11 protein-coding genes are annotated in these 16,043 nt (G+C 65.3%); 9 read left to right on the top strand and 2 right to left on the bottom strand.

Translation table 11 applies throughout. The features are described 5' to 3' along the window. The first annotated feature begins 7 nt into the window (after window positions 1-7). Both CAPP_RS02225 and CAPP_RS02220 read left to right on the top strand, forming a co-directional pair. Window positions 8-1,492: an aldehyde dehydrogenase family protein gene (locus CAPP_RS02225; RefSeq protein WP_076599225.1), complete on the top strand. Its 1,485-nt coding sequence runs from the start codon at window positions 8-10 to the stop codon at window positions 1,490-1,492. A 32-nt stretch (window positions 1,493-1,524) separates the two neighbouring features. Continuing rightward, a complete protein-coding gene (locus CAPP_RS02220) occupies window positions 1,525-3,090 on the top strand; it encodes a GMC family oxidoreductase (protein WP_076599224.1) in 1,566 nt (521 codons plus the stop codon). Between the two features lie 229 nt (window positions 3,091-3,319). On the opposite strand, the gene CAPP_RS02215 is transcribed toward CAPP_RS02220, so the two are convergent. Next, window positions 3,320-4,381: a Cj0069 family protein gene (locus CAPP_RS02215; protein ID WP_076599223.1), complete on the bottom strand. Its 1,062-nt coding sequence runs from the start codon at window positions 4,379-4,381 to the stop codon at window positions 3,320-3,322. A 286-nt stretch (window positions 4,382-4,667) separates the two neighbouring features. On the opposite strand from CAPP_RS02215, the gene CAPP_RS02210 reads away from it, so the two are divergent. The 7 genes from CAPP_RS02210 (at window position 4,668) to CAPP_RS02180 (ending at window position 12,460) form a co-directional block, all read left to right on the top strand. Continuing rightward, window positions 4,668-5,540, top strand: a complete 873-nt coding sequence (locus tag CAPP_RS02210) for a sulfurtransferase (protein WP_076599222.1) — start codon at window positions 4,668-4,670, stop codon at window positions 5,538-5,540. A 52-nt stretch (window positions 5,541-5,592) separates the two neighbouring features. After that, window positions 5,593-7,371 carry an acetyl-CoA carboxylase biotin carboxylase subunit gene (locus CAPP_RS02205; protein ID WP_412459495.1) on the top strand — a complete coding sequence of 593 codons (1,779 nt, stop codon included), beginning with the start codon at window positions 5,593-5,595 and terminating at the stop codon, window positions 7,369-7,371. A gap of 183 nt (window positions 7,372-7,554) precedes the next feature. Beyond that, on the top strand, window positions 7,555-8,034 hold the full coding sequence (locus CAPP_RS02200; RefSeq protein WP_084560576.1) for a GNAT family N-acetyltransferase: 480 nt from the start codon (window positions 7,555-7,557) through the stop codon (window positions 8,032-8,034). 296 nt (window positions 8,035-8,330) lie between these two features. After that, window positions 8,331-9,599, top strand: a complete 1,269-nt coding sequence (locus CAPP_RS02195; RefSeq protein WP_076599220.1) for an ABC transporter substrate-binding protein — start codon at window positions 8,331-8,333, stop codon at window positions 9,597-9,599. 184 nt (window positions 9,600-9,783) lie between these two features. Beyond that, window positions 9,784-10,914, top strand: a complete 1,131-nt coding sequence (locus tag CAPP_RS02190) for a carbohydrate ABC transporter permease (RefSeq protein WP_084560575.1) — start codon at window positions 9,784-9,786, stop codon at window positions 10,912-10,914. Beyond that, a complete protein-coding gene (locus CAPP_RS02185; protein ID WP_076599219.1) occupies window positions 10,911-11,744 on the top strand; it encodes a carbohydrate ABC transporter permease in 834 nt (277 codons plus the stop codon). Before CAPP_RS02190 ends, CAPP_RS02185 begins: the two co-directional genes overlap by 4 nt. A 77-nt stretch (window positions 11,745-11,821) precedes the next feature. After that, on the top strand, window positions 11,822-12,460 hold the full coding sequence (locus CAPP_RS02180; protein ID WP_076599218.1) for a DUF305 domain-containing protein: 639 nt from the start codon (window positions 11,822-11,824) through the stop codon (window positions 12,458-12,460). Window positions 12,461-12,562: 102 nt separating this feature from the next. On the opposite strand, the gene CAPP_RS02175 is transcribed toward CAPP_RS02180, so the two are convergent. After that, complete coding sequence (locus CAPP_RS02175) at window positions 12,563-16,003, bottom strand: pyruvate carboxylase (protein WP_076599217.1); 3,441 nt, start codon at window positions 16,001-16,003, stop codon at window positions 12,563-12,565. Between the last annotated feature and the right edge of the window lie 40 nt (window positions 16,004-16,043).

The raw sequence follows: 16,043 nt of genomic DNA, 5'->3' as shown, positions 1-16,043 counted from the left end.
TATTCCAATGCCGCAGGCTCAGACCTTGTTCATTGACGGTGAGTGGGTGTCCGCCGAAAACGGCGCGACCCGCGAGATCCGCTGTCCCGCCGACGGCCGCGAGGTCGGTATCGTGTCCGAGGGCACGTCCGGCGACGCCGAGCGCGCCGTGCTGGCCGCCCGCGCCGCCTTTGAGAAGGGCGAGTGGCGCAACACGCCCGCCGCCGAGCGCGGCGATTTCCTGATCAAGGTGGGCGACGAGCTTCTGCGCCGCAAGGACGAATTCGCCAAGGCTGAGGCACTCGACACCGGCAAGCGCCTCGTCGAAGCCGAGGGCGACATGGAAGACATCGCCAACTGCTTCCGCTACTTCGGCAAGGTCGCAGATTCCAATCCGGGCAGGCTTGTCGACGCCGCCGATGCCACCGTCATCGACCGCGTCGTCACCGAGCCGATCGGTGTCTGCGGCATGATCACGCCGTGGAACTTCCCGCTGCTGCAGGCATCGTGGAAGATCGCCCCGGCCATTGCCGCCGGCAACACCTTCGTGATCAAGCCGTCCGAGCTCACCCCGCACACCACCATCAAGATCGTGGAACTGATGGACGAGCTCGGCCTGCCCAAGGGCGTGGCCAACGTGGTCACCGGCGACGGCGCCAATGTCGGCTCCGTGCTCTCCTCCCACCCGGAGGTGGACCTTATCTCCTTCACCGGCGGTCTGGAGACCGGCCGCATCATCGCGAAGTCCGCGGCTGAAGGTGTCAAGCAGGTCGCCCTCGAGCTGGGCGGCAAGAACCCGAACGTCGTCTTCGCCGACGCCGACTACGATGCCGCCCTAGACAACGCGCTCAACGCCGCGTTCATGGACTCCGGCCTCGTTTGCTCCGCCGGCACCCGCCTGGTCATCGAAGAATCCATTGCCGAGCGCTTCGTCGACGACCTGGTCGCCCGCGCCAAGGACATCGTCATGGGCGGCCCCTTCGACGAGAAGGCCGAGACCGGCCCGCTGATCTCCAAGGAGCACCGCGACAAGGTCACCGACTACGTCGAGCGCGGCATCAAGGCCGGCGCCCGCCTGCGCTGCGGCCACGACTGGGGCGGCGAGGAGCACAAGGACGGCTTCTTCTACTCCCCCACCGTCCTGGACCAGTGCTCCAGCGATAACCCGGCTGTGCAGGAGGAAGGCTTCGGTCCCGTGATAACCGTGGAGACCTTCTCCACCGAGGACGAAGCAATCCAGATCGCCAACGACACCGACTACGGCCTCGCCGGCGCTGTCTGGACCTCCGACATGGGCACCGCCAACCGTGTGTCCCGCGCGCTGCAGCACGGCACGATCTGGATCAACGACTACCACCCGTACATCCCGCAGGCGGAGTGGGGCGGTTACAAGCTCTCCGGCATCGGCCGCGAGCTCGGCCACACCGGGCTCGAGGAGTACCAGCAGTCCAAGCACATCTACCACAACACCGAGCCGGCAGTGACGGGCTGGTTCCCGAACAAGCAGTCCTAGTTTTCACTCTTCGTTTTCAAAGGAGATCTTTCATGGCCATCCGTGATTCCTACGATTACATCGTTGTCGGCGGCGGTTCCTCCGGCGCAGCTGTCGCCGCCCGCCTGTCCGAGAACCCCGACGTCACCGTCGCCCTGCTCGAAGCCGGCCCGGACGACCGCAAATTCGACGAGGTTTTGTCCCTGAAGCGCTGGCCAGAGCTGCTCGAGTCCGGCCTGGACTGGGACTACCCCATCGAGGAGCAGGAAAACGGCAACTCCTTCATGCGCCACGCCCGCGCAAAGGTGCTCGGCGGCTGCTCCTCACACAACTCCTGCATCGCCTTCCACACCCCGGCGGAAGACCTGGAGATCTGGGAGAAGCTGGGCGCCAACGACTGGACCCCGGAAAATGTGCTGCCCCTGATCAAAAAGCTGGAGAACAACTCCCGCGAAGGCGACCAGTACGGCCACGACGGCCCGGTGGAGATCATGGACGTCCCGCAGGTCGACCCGGTGGGCACCGCTGTGCTCGACGCCTGTGAGGAAGCCGGTCTGCCGCGCAAGCAGTTCAACACCGGCGAGACCGTCAAGCACGGCGCCGGGTTCTTCCAGATCAACTCGCATAAGGACAACACCCGCTCCTCATCGGCCGTGTCCTACCTGCACCCGAACGAGAAGCGCGAGAACCTCGACATCCTCACCGATATGTGGGTCACCCGCATCCTGTTCGCGGACGACGACACCAACACCGCCACCGGCGTCGAGTACCTCGCCGACTCCTTCAACCGCAAGGCCACCATCACGGCCAACAAGGAAGTCATTATCTCTGCCGGCGCGATCAACACGCCGCAGCTGCTCATGCTCTCCGGCATCGGCCCGCGCGAGCACCTCGAGGAGTTCAACATCGACGTGCGTGTCGACGCCCCCGGTGTCGGCTCCAACCTCCAGGACCACCCGGAGGCTGTGATCCAGTTCGAGTCCAAGGTCCCGATGGTCCGCGACTCCACCCAGTGGTGGGAGATCGGCATCTTCACCCAGATCGACGACGACACCGATCTGCCGGACCTGATGATGCACTACGGCTGCACCCCCTTCGACATGCACACCGCCCGCCAGGGCTACCCGCAGGCCGACGAGGCATTCGCCCTGACCCCGAATGTCTGCCACGCCCGCTCCCGCGGCACCGTGCGGCTGCGCTCCAATGACTACCGAGATAAGCCGAAGGTCGACCCGCGCTACTTCACCGACGACGAGGGCTACGACATGCGCATCGCCGTCGAGGGCATCAAGCTGGCCCGCAAGATCGCCGGCCAGCCGGCCCTTAAGGACATTGTCGCCCGCGAGCTCTCCCCCGGAGCCAACGTGCAGACCGACGAGGAGATCGCCGACTACATCTCGAAGACCCACAACACCGTCTACCACCCGGTGGGCACGGTGCGCATGGGTTCCGACGACGACGAGATGTCCCCGCTCGACCCGGAGCTCCGCGTCAAGGGCACGAAGAACCTCCGTGTCGCCGACGCCTCGGTGATGCCGCAGATCGTGGCCATCAACCCGAATATCACCTGCTACGTCATCGGTGAGCGCGCAGCGCAGCTGGTCGCCGGCGAGGCATAGGCCCTGCGGGCGCGGGGCCAGCGGCGTGCCCCGGTCCGGCCCGCCCGGCCGGGCGGGCCGGCCCAGCCAGGCAGCAAAAGCCCCAGCACCAAAGCCGCCACTAGATGCGTGTGAAATCCGAACCCCTCCTGCCCCACTGGCAACACGCCACCTGGGCTTTTACGGAGGGGGTTTCAAACGGATCTAGTGGGGCCGCGCGTGCCGGTGATGAAGGCGGTCCGGAGGTTGCTTAGGCGTGCTTCTCCTCGACGCGCTTGATGGCCTCCTCGGCAACCATTTCCTGGATGCCCATGTCCAGCTCGGAGGTGAAGCCGACGCAGGAGCAGTTGATCTCGCCGAGGACGTAGGTGTCCTCGCCGGTCTCGTCGTCGTCCGCAAGCATGAAGTCGGCGGTCCAGATCAGCGGGATGTTGTCGCCGCCGAGGTTCTCGGCGATGACCGGGCGGGCCTCGGCGAACATGTCGACGAGCTCCTGCCACTCCTCCGGCTTGTTGTAGGTGTACTTCGCACCGGAGAACAGGGTCGCGGAGAATGCGTCGCCGCCCTCGGCCGGCTTCTTGTGCACGACGAAGACCGGGTGCGGGCCGACCAGCAGAATGCGGATCTCGCCCTCGACGATGCGCGGCATGAAACGCATGTCCACGAGCATGCCGTTGTCGCCGACGATGTACTGGTCGCAGAAGTCCATGAACTCGCCCAGCTCGCGGTCCTCGGTGTGGTTGTCCACGGCCTCGGTGCACTTGAGCTTGGTGTCCAGCGGCAGTGCAGTGCCCGGTTCGACGGACTCGGCGAGAGACTCGTCGGCGAGGCGGACGCGCCAGATGCCGGAGCCGGTGGAGCCGCGGTTCTGCTTGAGCACGCGCTCACCGTAGGACAGGGAGGTCGGGAAGGTGCCGTGGAAGGACTCGACGTCGTAGTACGCGGCGGTGTCCTCCGGGACCAGGTCGGTCTTGTTCAGCTTGACCAGGGCATCCTTGGCGCCGTAGGAGACCATCTCCTCCGGGGTGGACATGCCAACCAGGCCAGCCTCGGACAGGCGGGTGAGAAGGTCGAAGTAGCCCTTCTCGCCGCCGGGGACATTGCCCGGGTTCACACGCGAGATGTAGGCGTCGAAGTTGGAGGAGACGTACTCAAAGATGTCGTCGGACCACTCGGGACGGAAGAAGACGACCTCGGAGTTCCAGCCCTTGTCCTTGATGGCGTTGACGATGGGCATGGTGTCCTTGCGGTGCCCGTCGAAGTACTTGTCGGATCCGCCTTCGACCTCGAAGACGACGATTGCCTTGTGCACGGTGAATCCCCTTATTGATCAGTGCTTGAATGCGGAGAGGAACGCCCAGTCCCTTTTTCACCGGAGGTTCCCTCCATGAGGTTAAAGTGTTCTTCACTCTTCCGCCGGGCGAGTGAATTGGATAGTAATTAAGCTCACACGCGCGAAACTTCACAGCTCCTTGTCCGTGCTCCGGGGGTCCACAGGTAGGGTTGGCAGTGACTGGCAGCACTGAGGTGTGTAGCCATATTTTTGTCCCCGATGTTCATTGTCGCCGCACCCCACGTCGCACGGAGAGGTTTATCCCATGGGAATTCCCGCTGACCCGTTCCCGCTGTTCCAGGACTTCGCGCACCCGGAGAAATTCGTCTCCGCTTCCTGGCTGTCCGCCCGCCTGGGTGTCGACGGCCTGCGCGTGGTGGAGTCGGACGAGGATGCGTTCCTCTACGACATCGGCCACATCCCGGGCGCAGTGCGCATCGACTGGCACAAAGACCTCAACGACGAGGTCGTGCGCGATTTCATCGACGGCGAGGCGTTCGCCAAGCTGATGGACGCCCGCGGCATCGGCCGCGACGACACAGTGGTCATTTACGGGGACCACAATAACTGGTGGGCGGCGTACACAGCGTGGGTCTTCGAGCTCTTCGGCCACCCGGACGTGCGCATTCTCGATGGCGGGCGCGACGCGTGGATGGGCGAGGAACGCGACACCTCGTTCGCCGTGCCGGAGTACCCGTCGCAGAACTACCCGGTCGTCGAGCGCACGGATAAGCCGTGGCGCACATTCGTCGACGAGGTGCGGGACCGCGACGAAAAGAGCATGCTTATCGACGTCCGCGGCCCCGAATTCTTCTCCGGCTCCGAAAACGAACTGGAAAACGACCGCCTGCGCGCCTCCCCTGTCCTGCGCCACGGCCACATTCCGGGCGCGGTGAACCACCCGTGGGGCGATGCCGTGCACCCGAACGGCCGCGTGAAGGACCACGCCTCCCTCGCCACCGCGTATTCCGAGGTCCCCGCCGACGCCCCGGTGATCACATACTCCGGCAACGGCCAATCTGCCGCCCACACGTGGTTCATCCTCCGTTACGCCCTTGGCCTGGAGAATGTTTCCCTCTACGACGGGTCTTGGTACGAGTGGGGAAACATGGTGCGGATGCCGATCGATAGGACCTAGTAGAGTTCTTGAAATCTACCTCCACGAATTATTCACCGATCAGGAAGCGTTGTTGAGAGTGTCTACACCGTCGACCGTCTCGAAGGTTCTCATTGCTAACCGCGGCGAGATCGCCGTGCGCATCATCCGTGCCGCGAAAGATGCCGGCATTGCGTCGGTGGCTGTGTACGCCGAGCCGGACACGGACAGCCCGTTCGTCGAGCTCGCCGACGAGGCATTCGCTCTCGGCGGCAACACCGCCGCCGATTCCTACCTCAGCTTCGACAAGATCATCGGCGCCGCGAAGGCCTCCGGCGCCGACGCAATCCACCCCGGCTACGGTTTCCTGTCGGAAAACGCCGACTTCGCCCGCCGAGTGATCGACGAGGGCCTGACCTGGATCGGCCCCTCCCCAGAAGCCATTGCCCTGCTCGGCGATAAGGTGGAGGCCCGCCGCATCGCGGAGAAGGTCTCCGCGCCGATGGCTCCGGGCACCAAGGAGCCGGTGAACTCCGCCGACGAGGTCGTCGCATTCGCCGACGAGCACGGCCTGCCCGTGGCCATCAAGGCCGCGTACGGCGGCGGCGGCCGCGGCATGAAGGTCGCCCACACCCGCGAGGAGATCCCGGAGCTCTTCGAATCCGCCACCCGCGAGGCTGTCACCGCTTTCGGCCGCGGCGAGTGCTTCGTCGAGCGTTATCTGGACCGCGCCCGCCACGTCGAGGCGCAGGTGATCGCCGACCAGCACGGCAACGTGGTCGTCGCCGGCACCCGCGACTGCACTTTGCAGCGCCGCTTCCAGAAGCTCGTGGAGGAAGCCCCCGCCCCGTTCCTGTCCGATGCCCAGCGCGAGGCGATCCACTCGTCCGCCAAGGCCATCGTCAAAGAAGCCGGCTACTACGGTGCCGGCACCGTCGAGTACCTGGTCAGCCCGGCCGACGAGCAGCACCCGGAGGGCATCATCTCCTTCCTCGAGGTGAATACCCGCCTGCAGGTGGAGCACCCCGTCACCGAGGAGACCGCCGGCATCGACCTGGTGCGCGAACAGTTCCGCGTCGCAGGCGGCGAGCCGCTGCGCCACACCGAGGACCCCGCCCCGCGCGGCCACGCCATCGAGTTCCGCATCAACGGCGAGGACCCGGGCATGAACTTCATGCCGGCTCCGGGCACGATCACCCGCTACGTTGAGCCCGCCGGCACCGGCATCCGGGTTGATTCCGGTGTGCGCGCCGGCAATGTCGTCGGCGGCCAGTTCGACTCGATGCTGGCGAAGCTGATCGTCACCGGCGAGACCCGCGAGGAAGCCATCCAGCGCGCCCGCCGCGCCCTCGCCGAGTACGTCGTCGACGGCCTGCCCACCGTGATCCCCTTCCACCGCGCAGTGCTGAACGACCCGGCGTTCATCGGCGACGAGAGCGGCTTCGATGTTTACACCCGCTGGATCGAAGAGGAATTCGGAGCAGAGATCCCGCCGTACACCGACGACGAGGAAGACGGCGAGGAGCCGGGTGCGAAGCGCACCTACGCTGTGGAGATTGACGGCCGCCGCATCGAGGTCGCGCTCCCCTCGTCCTTGGTCATCGGCGGCAACGGCAAGCGCAAGGCCAAGAAGCGCCGCAATTCCGCCGCCGCCCTGTCCGGCGACGCCGTGCCCGCGCCGATGCAGGGCACCGTGGTCAAGGTGAACGTCGCCGAGGGCGACACCGTCAACGAAGGCGATATCCTGCTCGTCCTCGAGGCCATGAAGATGGAGAACCCCGTCAAGGCGCACAAGTCCGGCACCGTGAAGGGGCTCGCCGTGGAGCAGGGTGATCAGGTGAATAAGACCGCCGTGCTCCTGGAGATCCGCTAGCGCGAGATCCCTGCGGGCCTCCGCTCCTTGTTTATGTGGCGTACGGATCGCGCACACCGACGAAGTGCACGTTGGTGCGCGCGTCGAAGCTCTAGGTGCCGATGCGCTTGGTCGCTGAATATGTCAATGTGAGCTTTCCATTTTTAGCTCCTATCAGTGATCTATTTGGTTACAATTAGCCGCATGGAGTTCAAGCTGAAACCCGCCACTGAATCGGACCGCACCTACATCCGCCGCCTGCACTACTTGGCGGATGTGTTCGGGGACGAGTCCAAGCCGCTCGGTTGCGGCCAGTCCCAGGTGAAGGCTTTTGTCGACGACTGGTCGCCGGAGGACGACGGTGGCTGGATCGCGCACGACCAGGACCACACCCCGGCCGGCGGCATCTGGCTGCGCTACTGGGAGGAAGGCGACACGACCAGCGAAGCCAATCTCGGCCCGGATGTCCCGGAGTTGATCCTCGCCGTCGAGGAGCGCTCCCACGGTTACGGCCTGAGTGCTGTGCTGCTGCACTCCGCGTGCGAGCTCGCCATCGACCAGGGAGCCAAGCGGATCGCCCTCGAAGTCATGCCGGAGAATAAGCGCGCACGCTATATCTACGAAAAGTTCGGCTTCGTGCCCACCAAGGCGAACCCGAATGTGATGTACCGCGACCTGGCCTAAGCGCCTGGTTCACTCGCGAAGACGCGCTCACACCGCCGCGGCCCCTTCTTCTGCTGGGGACGCGGCGGTTTTGCATTGGAAAATCCCCCTCACTGTGGGGTGGACGGCGGGGAGAAATCCACGTTTCAGGCACAACGCATGGGACGAAACGGGCGTATGTTTAGAACAATCCCCCCGTGTCGGGGGTAGCTGATGCGACGTTTGCGCAGGATTGTTCACTTGAAGTTCACGAAATCCCGGTTTCCAGGCACGTCTTATTTAAGATTGGGGAAACCTCCGACCTGAAAGGTGTACGCATGAAACTCTCCGCAACCCGCCGGACCGGCGCCGCACTGTGCGCAGTCGCTCTGTCCGCCACCACCCTCGTAGCCTGCTCCAGTGATTCCGCCGATGGCGGCGGCTCCTCCGGTGGCGGCGGTTCCTCCGATGGCGCCGGCGAGCGCGGCCCCATCACCTTCGCCATGGGCCGCAACGACACCGACAAGGTGACCCCGATCATCGACAAGTGGAACGAGGAGCACCCGGACGAGCAGGTGACGCTCAAGGAGCTCGCCGGTGAGGCTGACGATCAGCGCGACACCCTCGTGCAGTCCCTCCAGGCAGGCAATTCCGACTACGACGTGATGGCACTCGACGTCGTGTGGACCGCCGACTTCGCGGCCAACCAGTGGCTCGAGCCGCTCGAGGGCGACTTCGAAGTGGACACCTCCGGTCTGCTGCAGTCCACCGTCGAATCTGCGACCTACAACGACAAGCTCTACGCGCTGCCGCAGAACACCAACGGCCAGCTGCTCTTCCGCAACTTGGACAAGGTCGAGTCCAAACCGGACACCTTCGAAGACCTCAAGTCCGCCTGCGAGGCTGTCGAGGGCGACTGCCTGACCACCCAGCTGAAGCAGTACGAGGGCCTGACGGTGAACGCCCTCGGCTTCATCAACGGCTGGGGCGGCACCGTCATCGGCGACAACGGTGAGCCGACCGTCGAATCCGACGAGGCCAAGGCTGGCCTGCAGGCTCTGGTCGATGCGTACGAGGACGGCACTATTGCCAAGGGCTCCACCGCCGCCACCGAGGAGGAGACCAACCTGGCCTTCACCGAGGGACAGACCGCATTCGCCATCAACTGGCCGTACATGTACTCCAATGCAGAGGAGCAGGGCCTGAACTTCGAGGTCCAGCCGCTCGTCGGCGAGTCCGGAGTCGGCGTGTCCACCCTCGGTGGCTACAACAACGGCATCAACGTCAACTCCAAGCACAAGGCGACTGCCAAGGACTTCATCGAGTTCATCATCAACGAGGAGAACCAGCTCTCCTTCGCCAAGGCGTCCTTCCCGCCGGTGCTCTCGTCCATCTACAACGATGAGGCACTGATCGAGGAGCACCCGTACCTGCCGGCACTCAAGGAGTCCCTCGAGAACGCGAAGCCGCGTCCGGTTTCCCCGTTCTACCCGGCGATCTCCAAGGCCATCCAGGACAACACCTACGCAGCACTGACCTCCGGTAAGAGCGTCGACGACGCCACCAAGGACATGGCTGCCGCCATCAAGCAGGCCGCCCAGCAATAAGGTGTAGCGCACTCCCCCGCCCCGCACATACCCATAGGCGGGGCGGGAGGAACAGTTTAAGATCAGTCTGCAGATTCGGCCCATTTTCCATGGGCTGAGGCTGCAGACTCTGTTCATTTCAGGGCCTGCACCATGTGCGCGCAGCGCACACATCTTCACGCGTGCTGGTTGTTAAGGAGAGTTCATGAGTACCGTCGTCAAGCGGCGCGGAACTGCGGAAAACGCGGAGCCCGCCAAGAAGAACGCGGGCCCGCGCAGTGATGCGGGCAAAGCGTGGGGCCTGGTCACACCCGCGCTGATCGTGCTGGCCATTGTCATCGGCTACCCGATCCTGCGCGCTATCTGGCTGTCGTTCCAGGCCAACCGCCACCTCGACCCGTCCACCGGCGTCTTCGTCGACGGCGGCTTCGCGGGCCTGGACAACTACCTGTACTGGATCCAGAACCGCTGCATGACCCCGACGGGCACCGTCGGCGAGTGCCCGCCCGGGGTGCTGGCGACGGACTTCTGGCCGGCACTCGGCATCACCTTGTTCTTCACTGTGGTGACCGTGTCGCTGGAAGCCGTGCTGGGCATGGTCATGGCGCTGATCATGAACCACCCGTCGCGCGTGCGCGCGCTGATCCGCGCGGCCGTGCTCATCCCGTGGGCGATCCCCACGGCGGTGACCGCGAAGCTGTGGCAGTTCATGTTCGCCCCAAACGGCATCGTGAACTCGCTGTTGGGCCAGTCGATCGCGTGGACGACGGACCCGTGGGCCGCGCGCGTGGCCGTCATCATCGCTGACGTGTGGAAGACAACGCCGTTCGTCGCGCTGCTCATTCTTGCCGGACTGCAGATGATCCCGAAGGACGTCTACGAAGCCGCGCGTGTCGACGGCGCGTCGGCGTGGCAGACCTTCACCCGCATCACGCTGCCGCTCGTGCGCCCGACGCTGATGGTCGCGATCCTCTTCCGCACCCTCGATGCGCTGCGCATGTACGACCTTCCGGTCATCATGATCTCCGGCTCCTCGAACTCGCCGACCGCCACGATCTCCCAGCTGGTGGTCGAGGACATGCGGCAGAACAACTTCAACTCGGCCTCGGCGCTGTCCACCCTGATCTTCCTGCTCATCTTCACCGTCGCGTTCCTGCTGGTCCGCTTCGGCGGAGCCGATGTCAGCGGTGAGGAGACCCGCGCACGGCGCGAGAAACGCGCCACAAAGAAGCAGGCGAAGAAACAGCGGGGCAAGAGCAGTTCCGCTGACGGAGCTGATTCGGCGGCGCGTGATGCCGCGGCCACAGCGACGACGAGCACGGAGGCAGCGCGATGAAGAAGAATTTCGGCAATATCGGCCACAAGCTCGGCGTGGTCTTCATTCTCGTATGGGGTCTCGCGCCCTTCTACTGGATGCTGGTCACCGCGCTGCGCGATAAGAACCACACATTCGACACCACCCCGTGGCCCACGCACGTCACGTTGGAGAATTTCCGCGACGCGCTCGCGACCGACAAGGGCAACGACTTCCTCGGCGCGATCATGAACTCCCTGATCATCTCCGTGATCACCACCGCGCTCGCCGTCATGGTCGGCGTGTTCACCGGCTACGCGCTGGCGCGCCTGAACTTCCGCGGCAAGGGCATTGTCACCGGCATCATTCTCGCCGCGTCGATGTTCCCCGGCATCGCGCTTGTCACTCCCCTGTTCCAGCTCTTCGGCGACATCGGGTGGATCGGCACCTACCGCGCCATGATCATCCCGAATATCTCCTTCGCGCTGCCGCTGACGGTGTACACGCTCATCTCCTTCTTCCGCCAGTTGCCGTGGGAGCTCGAGGAAGCGGCGCGTGTCGACGGCGCCACCCGCGGTCAGGCCTTCCGCCTCGTGCTGCTGCCCCTGGCGGCGCCGGGCATTTTCACCACGGCGATTATCGCGTTCATCGCCACGTGGAACGAGTTCATGCTCGCCCGCCAGCTGTCCACCAACGCGACTGAGCCGGTGACCGTGGCGATTGCCCGCTTCTCCGGCCCCAACGCCTTCGAGTACCCGTATGCGGCGATCATGGCCGCCGGATCCCTGGTGACCGTCCCGCTGATTCTCATGGTGCTGGCTTTCCAGCGCCGCATCGTCTCCGGCCTGACCGCCGGCGGTGTGAAGGGATAAGTGGTCTGCCCCACTTTTATGGCGTTCACCTGGGCATAACCGCTAGGCTGACCGTGAACCACTGAAAGGGAATGCCAATGGTAGACAGAGAATTCAATAATGGACTTGATGTCCACGACACTGAATCCGACGAGCTGACGCGGCCGAACCGCAAGCCGTGGGTCGTAGCCCTCGCTATCATCGCCGCGCTCGTGTTGCTCATCGCCGCGCTCGGCCCGACGGTCCGCGGGGCCTTCAGCGGCGGCGGGGACGAGGCGGAAGGGACGCACAACGAGGTGGATGTCCACTTCCTCGGCATGATGGTCCCCCACCACCAGCAGGCCATCGACATGTCCGACGTGCTGCTTGAATCCGATGTCGACGACGAGCAGGTCCGCGACCTGGCTCAGCGCATCAAGGACGGTCAGGAGCGCGAGAACGAGCAGATGCGCGCCTGGGCCGACGAGTGGGGCATCCAGAACGACATGGAGATGCACTCCACACACATCGCCAACGGCATGTTCCAGCCGGAGGAGCTCGAAGAGTTCGCTTCGCTGGAGGGCGACGAGCTGCGCACGACCTTCCTGGAGATGATGCACTACCACCACGAGCATGTCATCCCCATGACGCAGGACCAGATCGACAACGGAGGGTATGCCCCGCTGCGCGAGATGGCCCAGGAGATGGTCGACGTCCAGACCGCCGAGATGAAGGAGATGGAAGAGCTGCTCACATAGCCCGCTCCTTCCTCCCCCCTTCCACAGCAGAAAGCCGCTAGGTTCCGCCCACGTATCTGGGGCGGTGCCTAGCGGCTTGCCTGTGCTACGCGGCTGCGGCGCTTAGCGGATCACGGCGACGAGGTCGCCACCTTCCGCCTTGGTGGCCTGGGTGAAGGCGATGCGCTCGACCACGCCGTCCTTCGGGGCGGAGATGGAGGCTTCCATCTTCATCGCCTCGATGGAGGCGACCTGGTCGCCGGCGGAGACCTCATCGCCCTCTTTCACGGTCACGGTGACCACACCGGCGAACGGCGCGGCGACGTGGTTCGGGTTGGACGAATCAGCCTTCTCCACTTCCGCGACGGAGGACTCCGCGTTCTCGTCGCGGACGGTGACCGGGCGGATCTGGCCATTGACGTTGATGATCACGCGGCGCATGCCCTTCTCGTCCGGCTCGCCCACAGCATCCAGGCGGACCACCAGCGGGGTCTGCTGCTTCTCCAGGTCGCCGAACCAGATCATGGTCTCCTCGCCCTCCTGGAGGCCGTAGAAGAAAGTCTTGTCGCCGAGCTGGTCGGTGAAGCCGTACGTGCGGCGGTGCTCCAGGAATTCGGCGTACTGCTTCGGGAACAGCAGCTTGTCCAGGCTTGCGCGGCGGACGCGGTGGTTGTCGGACTCGAGGTCCTGAGCCAGGTCGTCCGGGACCTCGTTGACCTTCGGGGTCTCCTTGCGGCCGCCGAGGGCGCGGTCGCGCAGCTCCGGCCAGCCGCCCGGAGGCGTGCCCAGCTCGCCGCGCAGGAAGCCGATGACGGAATCCGGGATGTCGAATTTCTGCGGGTCCTTCGCGAACTCCGCCGGGTCCACGCCGGCGCCGACGAGGTGCAGCGCGAGGTCGCCAACGACCTTGGAGGACGGGGTCACCTTGGTCGGGCGGCCCAGCATCTCGTTCACCGCGGCGTAGTAGTCCTCGATGAGCTCGAAGCGGTCGCCCAGGCCCAGTGCCACAGCCTGCGTGCGCAGGTTGGACAGCTGGCCGCCTGGGATCTCGTGGCGGTACACGCGGCCGGTCGGGCCCGGGATGCCGGACTCGAACGGGGCGTAGAGCTGGCGCACGCCCTCCCAGTACGGCTCGAGATTGCTCACGGCCTCGAGCGACAGGCCGGTGTCGCGCTCGGTGTTGGCGAAGGCCGCGACCAGAGCGGACATGGACGGCTGCGAAGTCGTGCCCGCCAGCGGAGCCGATGCCACATCCACCACGTCGGCGCCGGCGTTGGCGGCGGCGAGGTAGGTGGCCAGCTGGCCGCCGGCAGTGTCGTGGGTGTGCACGTGCACCGGCAGATCGAAGCGCTCGCGCAAAGCGCCGACCAGCTTCGCGGCGGCGGCCGGGCGCATCAGGCCTGCCATGTCCTTGATGGCCAGCACGTGCGCGCCGGTTTCCACGATCTCTTCGGCCAGGCGCAGGTAGTAGTCGAGGGTGTACAGGTCCTCGTTCGGGTCCATCAAGTTGCCCGAGTACGCCATCGCGACCTCGGCCACGGCGGTCTGGGTGTCCAGCACGGCGTCGATGGCCGGGCGCATCTGGCTAACGTCGTTAAGCGCATCGAAGATGCGGAAGATGTCGACGCCGGTGGACGCTGCTTCCTCCACGAATGCCTTGGTCACGGAATCCGGGTACGGCGTGTAGCCGACCGTGTTGCGGCCGCGCAGCAGCATCTGGATGTTCATGTTCGGCATCGCGTCGCGCAGCTCCTCGAGGCGCGTCCACGGCGATTCGTGGAGGAAGCGCATGGCCACGTCGTAGGTGGCGCCGCCCCACGCCTCGACAGAGGTGAGCTCCGGAGTGAGGTGGCCGACGTGCTTCGCTGCGGCGACGAGCGTGTTCGTGCGCACGCGGGTGGCCAGCAGCGACTGGTGCGCATCGCGGAAGGAGGTGTCGGTGACGCCGAGCGCAGTCTGGCCGCGCAGCTTTTCCGCCCACTTCTCCGGGCCGAGCTCGAGCAGCTCGTCGCGCGCACCGCGCGGGGTCGAGGTGTAGTTGAGCTCCGGCAGCTTCTCGCTCGGACGGATATTCGTCGGGCGCGGGCCGTTCGGCTTATTCACCGTCGTCCACGCCAGGTACTCGAGGATGCGGCCGGCCTCGTCCGGGGCCGCCGGCGCCTCGAGAAGGTGCGGGTGGTCCGCGATGAAGCTGGTGGCAATGCGCTTGTTGATGAAGTCCGGCTCGGAGAGCAGCGCGCGCAAAAAGCCGATATTGGTAGACACGCCGTTGACGGAGAACTCGTTGAGCGCGCGGCGGGCGCGCGCCACGGCGGTCTCGAAATCCTTGCCGCGGCAGGTCATCTTGACCAGCAGGGAGTCGAAGTTCGGGGTGATCTCGCCGCCGACGGAGATATTGCCGTCGAGACGCACGCCGGCGCCGCCCGGGGAGCGGTAGCCGGTGATCACGCCGGAATCGGGGCGGAAGCCGTTGTTCGGGTCCTCTGTGGTGATGCGGCACTGCAGTGCGGCGCCTGTCAGCGTGATCTCGTCCTGGCGCAGACCCAGCTGCTCCAGCGTGGCGCCCGCCGCGATGTGCATCTGGGACTTCACGATGTCCACGCCGGTGACCTCCTCGGTCACCGTGTGCTCGACCTGCACGCGCGGGTTCATCTCGATGAAGACGTGGTTGCCGTGCTCGTCCACGAGGAACTCGACGGTGCCGGCGCCCTGGTAGTTGATGTGGCGGCAGAAATTCACCGCGTCCTGGCAAATGCGCTCCCGCTGCTCGTCGGTGATGTGCTGCGCGGGAGCTATCTCCACGACCTTCTGGTGGCGGCGCTGCACGGAGCAGTCGCGCTCGAAGAGGTGGATGACGTCGCCGGAGGCATCGCCCAGAATCTGCACCTCGATGTGCTGCGGGTTGATCACGGCGCGCTCGAGGTACACATTCGCATCGCCGAACGCGGCCTCGGCTTCACGGGACGCTTCCGCAGCCAGCGCCGCCAGGTTTTCCGGCTTATCGACGAAGCGCATGCCCCTTCCGCCGCCGCCCGACACAGCCTTGACGAAGACCGGGAACTCGAAATCGTCCGCCCAGCTGACCAGCTCGTCGATGTCGGTGGTGGCCTCGGAGTCCTTGAGCACCGGCAGGCCCGCCTCCTCAGCGGCGCGGACTGCGGCGGCCTTGTCACCGGTCAGGTCGAGTGTCTCGGCAGTCGGACCGATGAAGGTGATGCCGCGCTCGGCGCAGGCGCGCGCCAGGTCGGCGCGCTCGGAGAGGAAGCCGTAGCCCGGGTAGACCGCATCCGCGCCGGTCTTCTCCGCGGCGCGGATGATCTCGTCGATGGACAGGTAGGCGCGGACTGGCTGCCCCTCCTCGCCGATCTGCACTGCCTCGTCCGCAAACGGACGGTGGAAGGAGTGGCGGTCTTCGCGCGGGTACACCGCGACGGTCTTCGCTCCCGTCTCGAAGGCCGCACGGAAGGCGCGCACCGCGATCTCGCCGCGGTTGGCGACGAGAATCTTGTTGAATGTGGGCAGGTGCGCCGATTCGGTTCCGGCCGTGTGGTCAGGACCAGTCATGGATTTCTCCCCTGAATTAGAAAGGTGCATTACCACCCAA

This window comes from Corynebacterium appendicis CIP 107643 (genome assembly GCF_030408415.1).
GTDB classification, from domain to species: Bacteria; Actinomycetota; Actinomycetes; order Mycobacteriales; family Mycobacteriaceae; genus Corynebacterium; species Corynebacterium appendicis.
The sequence above is the reverse complement of the archived record's forward strand: the minus strand, read 5'-3'. Positions and strand labels throughout refer to the sequence as shown.

Excerpts from the sequence above, each read along its gene's own strand:
- CAPP_RS02185 (WP_076599219.1), top strand. The coding sequence starts at position 10,911 with ATGAAGAAGAATTTCGGCAATATCGGCCACAAGCTCGGCGTGGTCTTC.
- CAPP_RS02210 (WP_076599222.1), top strand. The coding sequence starts at position 4,668 with ATGGGAATTCCCGCTGACCCGTTCCCGCTGTTCCAGGACTTCGCGCAC.
- CAPP_RS02195 (WP_076599220.1), top strand. The coding sequence starts at position 8,331 with ATGAAACTCTCCGCAACCCGCCGGACCGGCGCCGCACTGTGCGCAGTC.
- CAPP_RS02190 (WP_084560575.1), top strand. The coding sequence starts at position 9,784 with ATGAGTACCGTCGTCAAGCGGCGCGGAACTGCGGAAAACGCGGAGCCC.
- CAPP_RS02225 (WP_076599225.1), top strand. The coding sequence starts at position 8 with ATGCCGCAGGCTCAGACCTTGTTCATTGACGGTGAGTGGGTGTCCGCC.
- CAPP_RS02220 (WP_076599224.1), top strand. The coding sequence starts at position 1,525 with ATGGCCATCCGTGATTCCTACGATTACATCGTTGTCGGCGGCGGTTCC.
- CAPP_RS02175 (WP_076599217.1), bottom strand. The coding sequence starts at position 16,003 with ATGACTGGTCCTGACCACACGGCCGGAACCGAATCGGCGCACCTGCCC.
- CAPP_RS02200 (WP_084560576.1), top strand. The coding sequence starts at position 7,555 with ATGGAGTTCAAGCTGAAACCCGCCACTGAATCGGACCGCACCTACATC.
- CAPP_RS02180 (WP_076599218.1), top strand. The coding sequence starts at position 11,822 with ATGGTAGACAGAGAATTCAATAATGGACTTGATGTCCACGACACTGAA.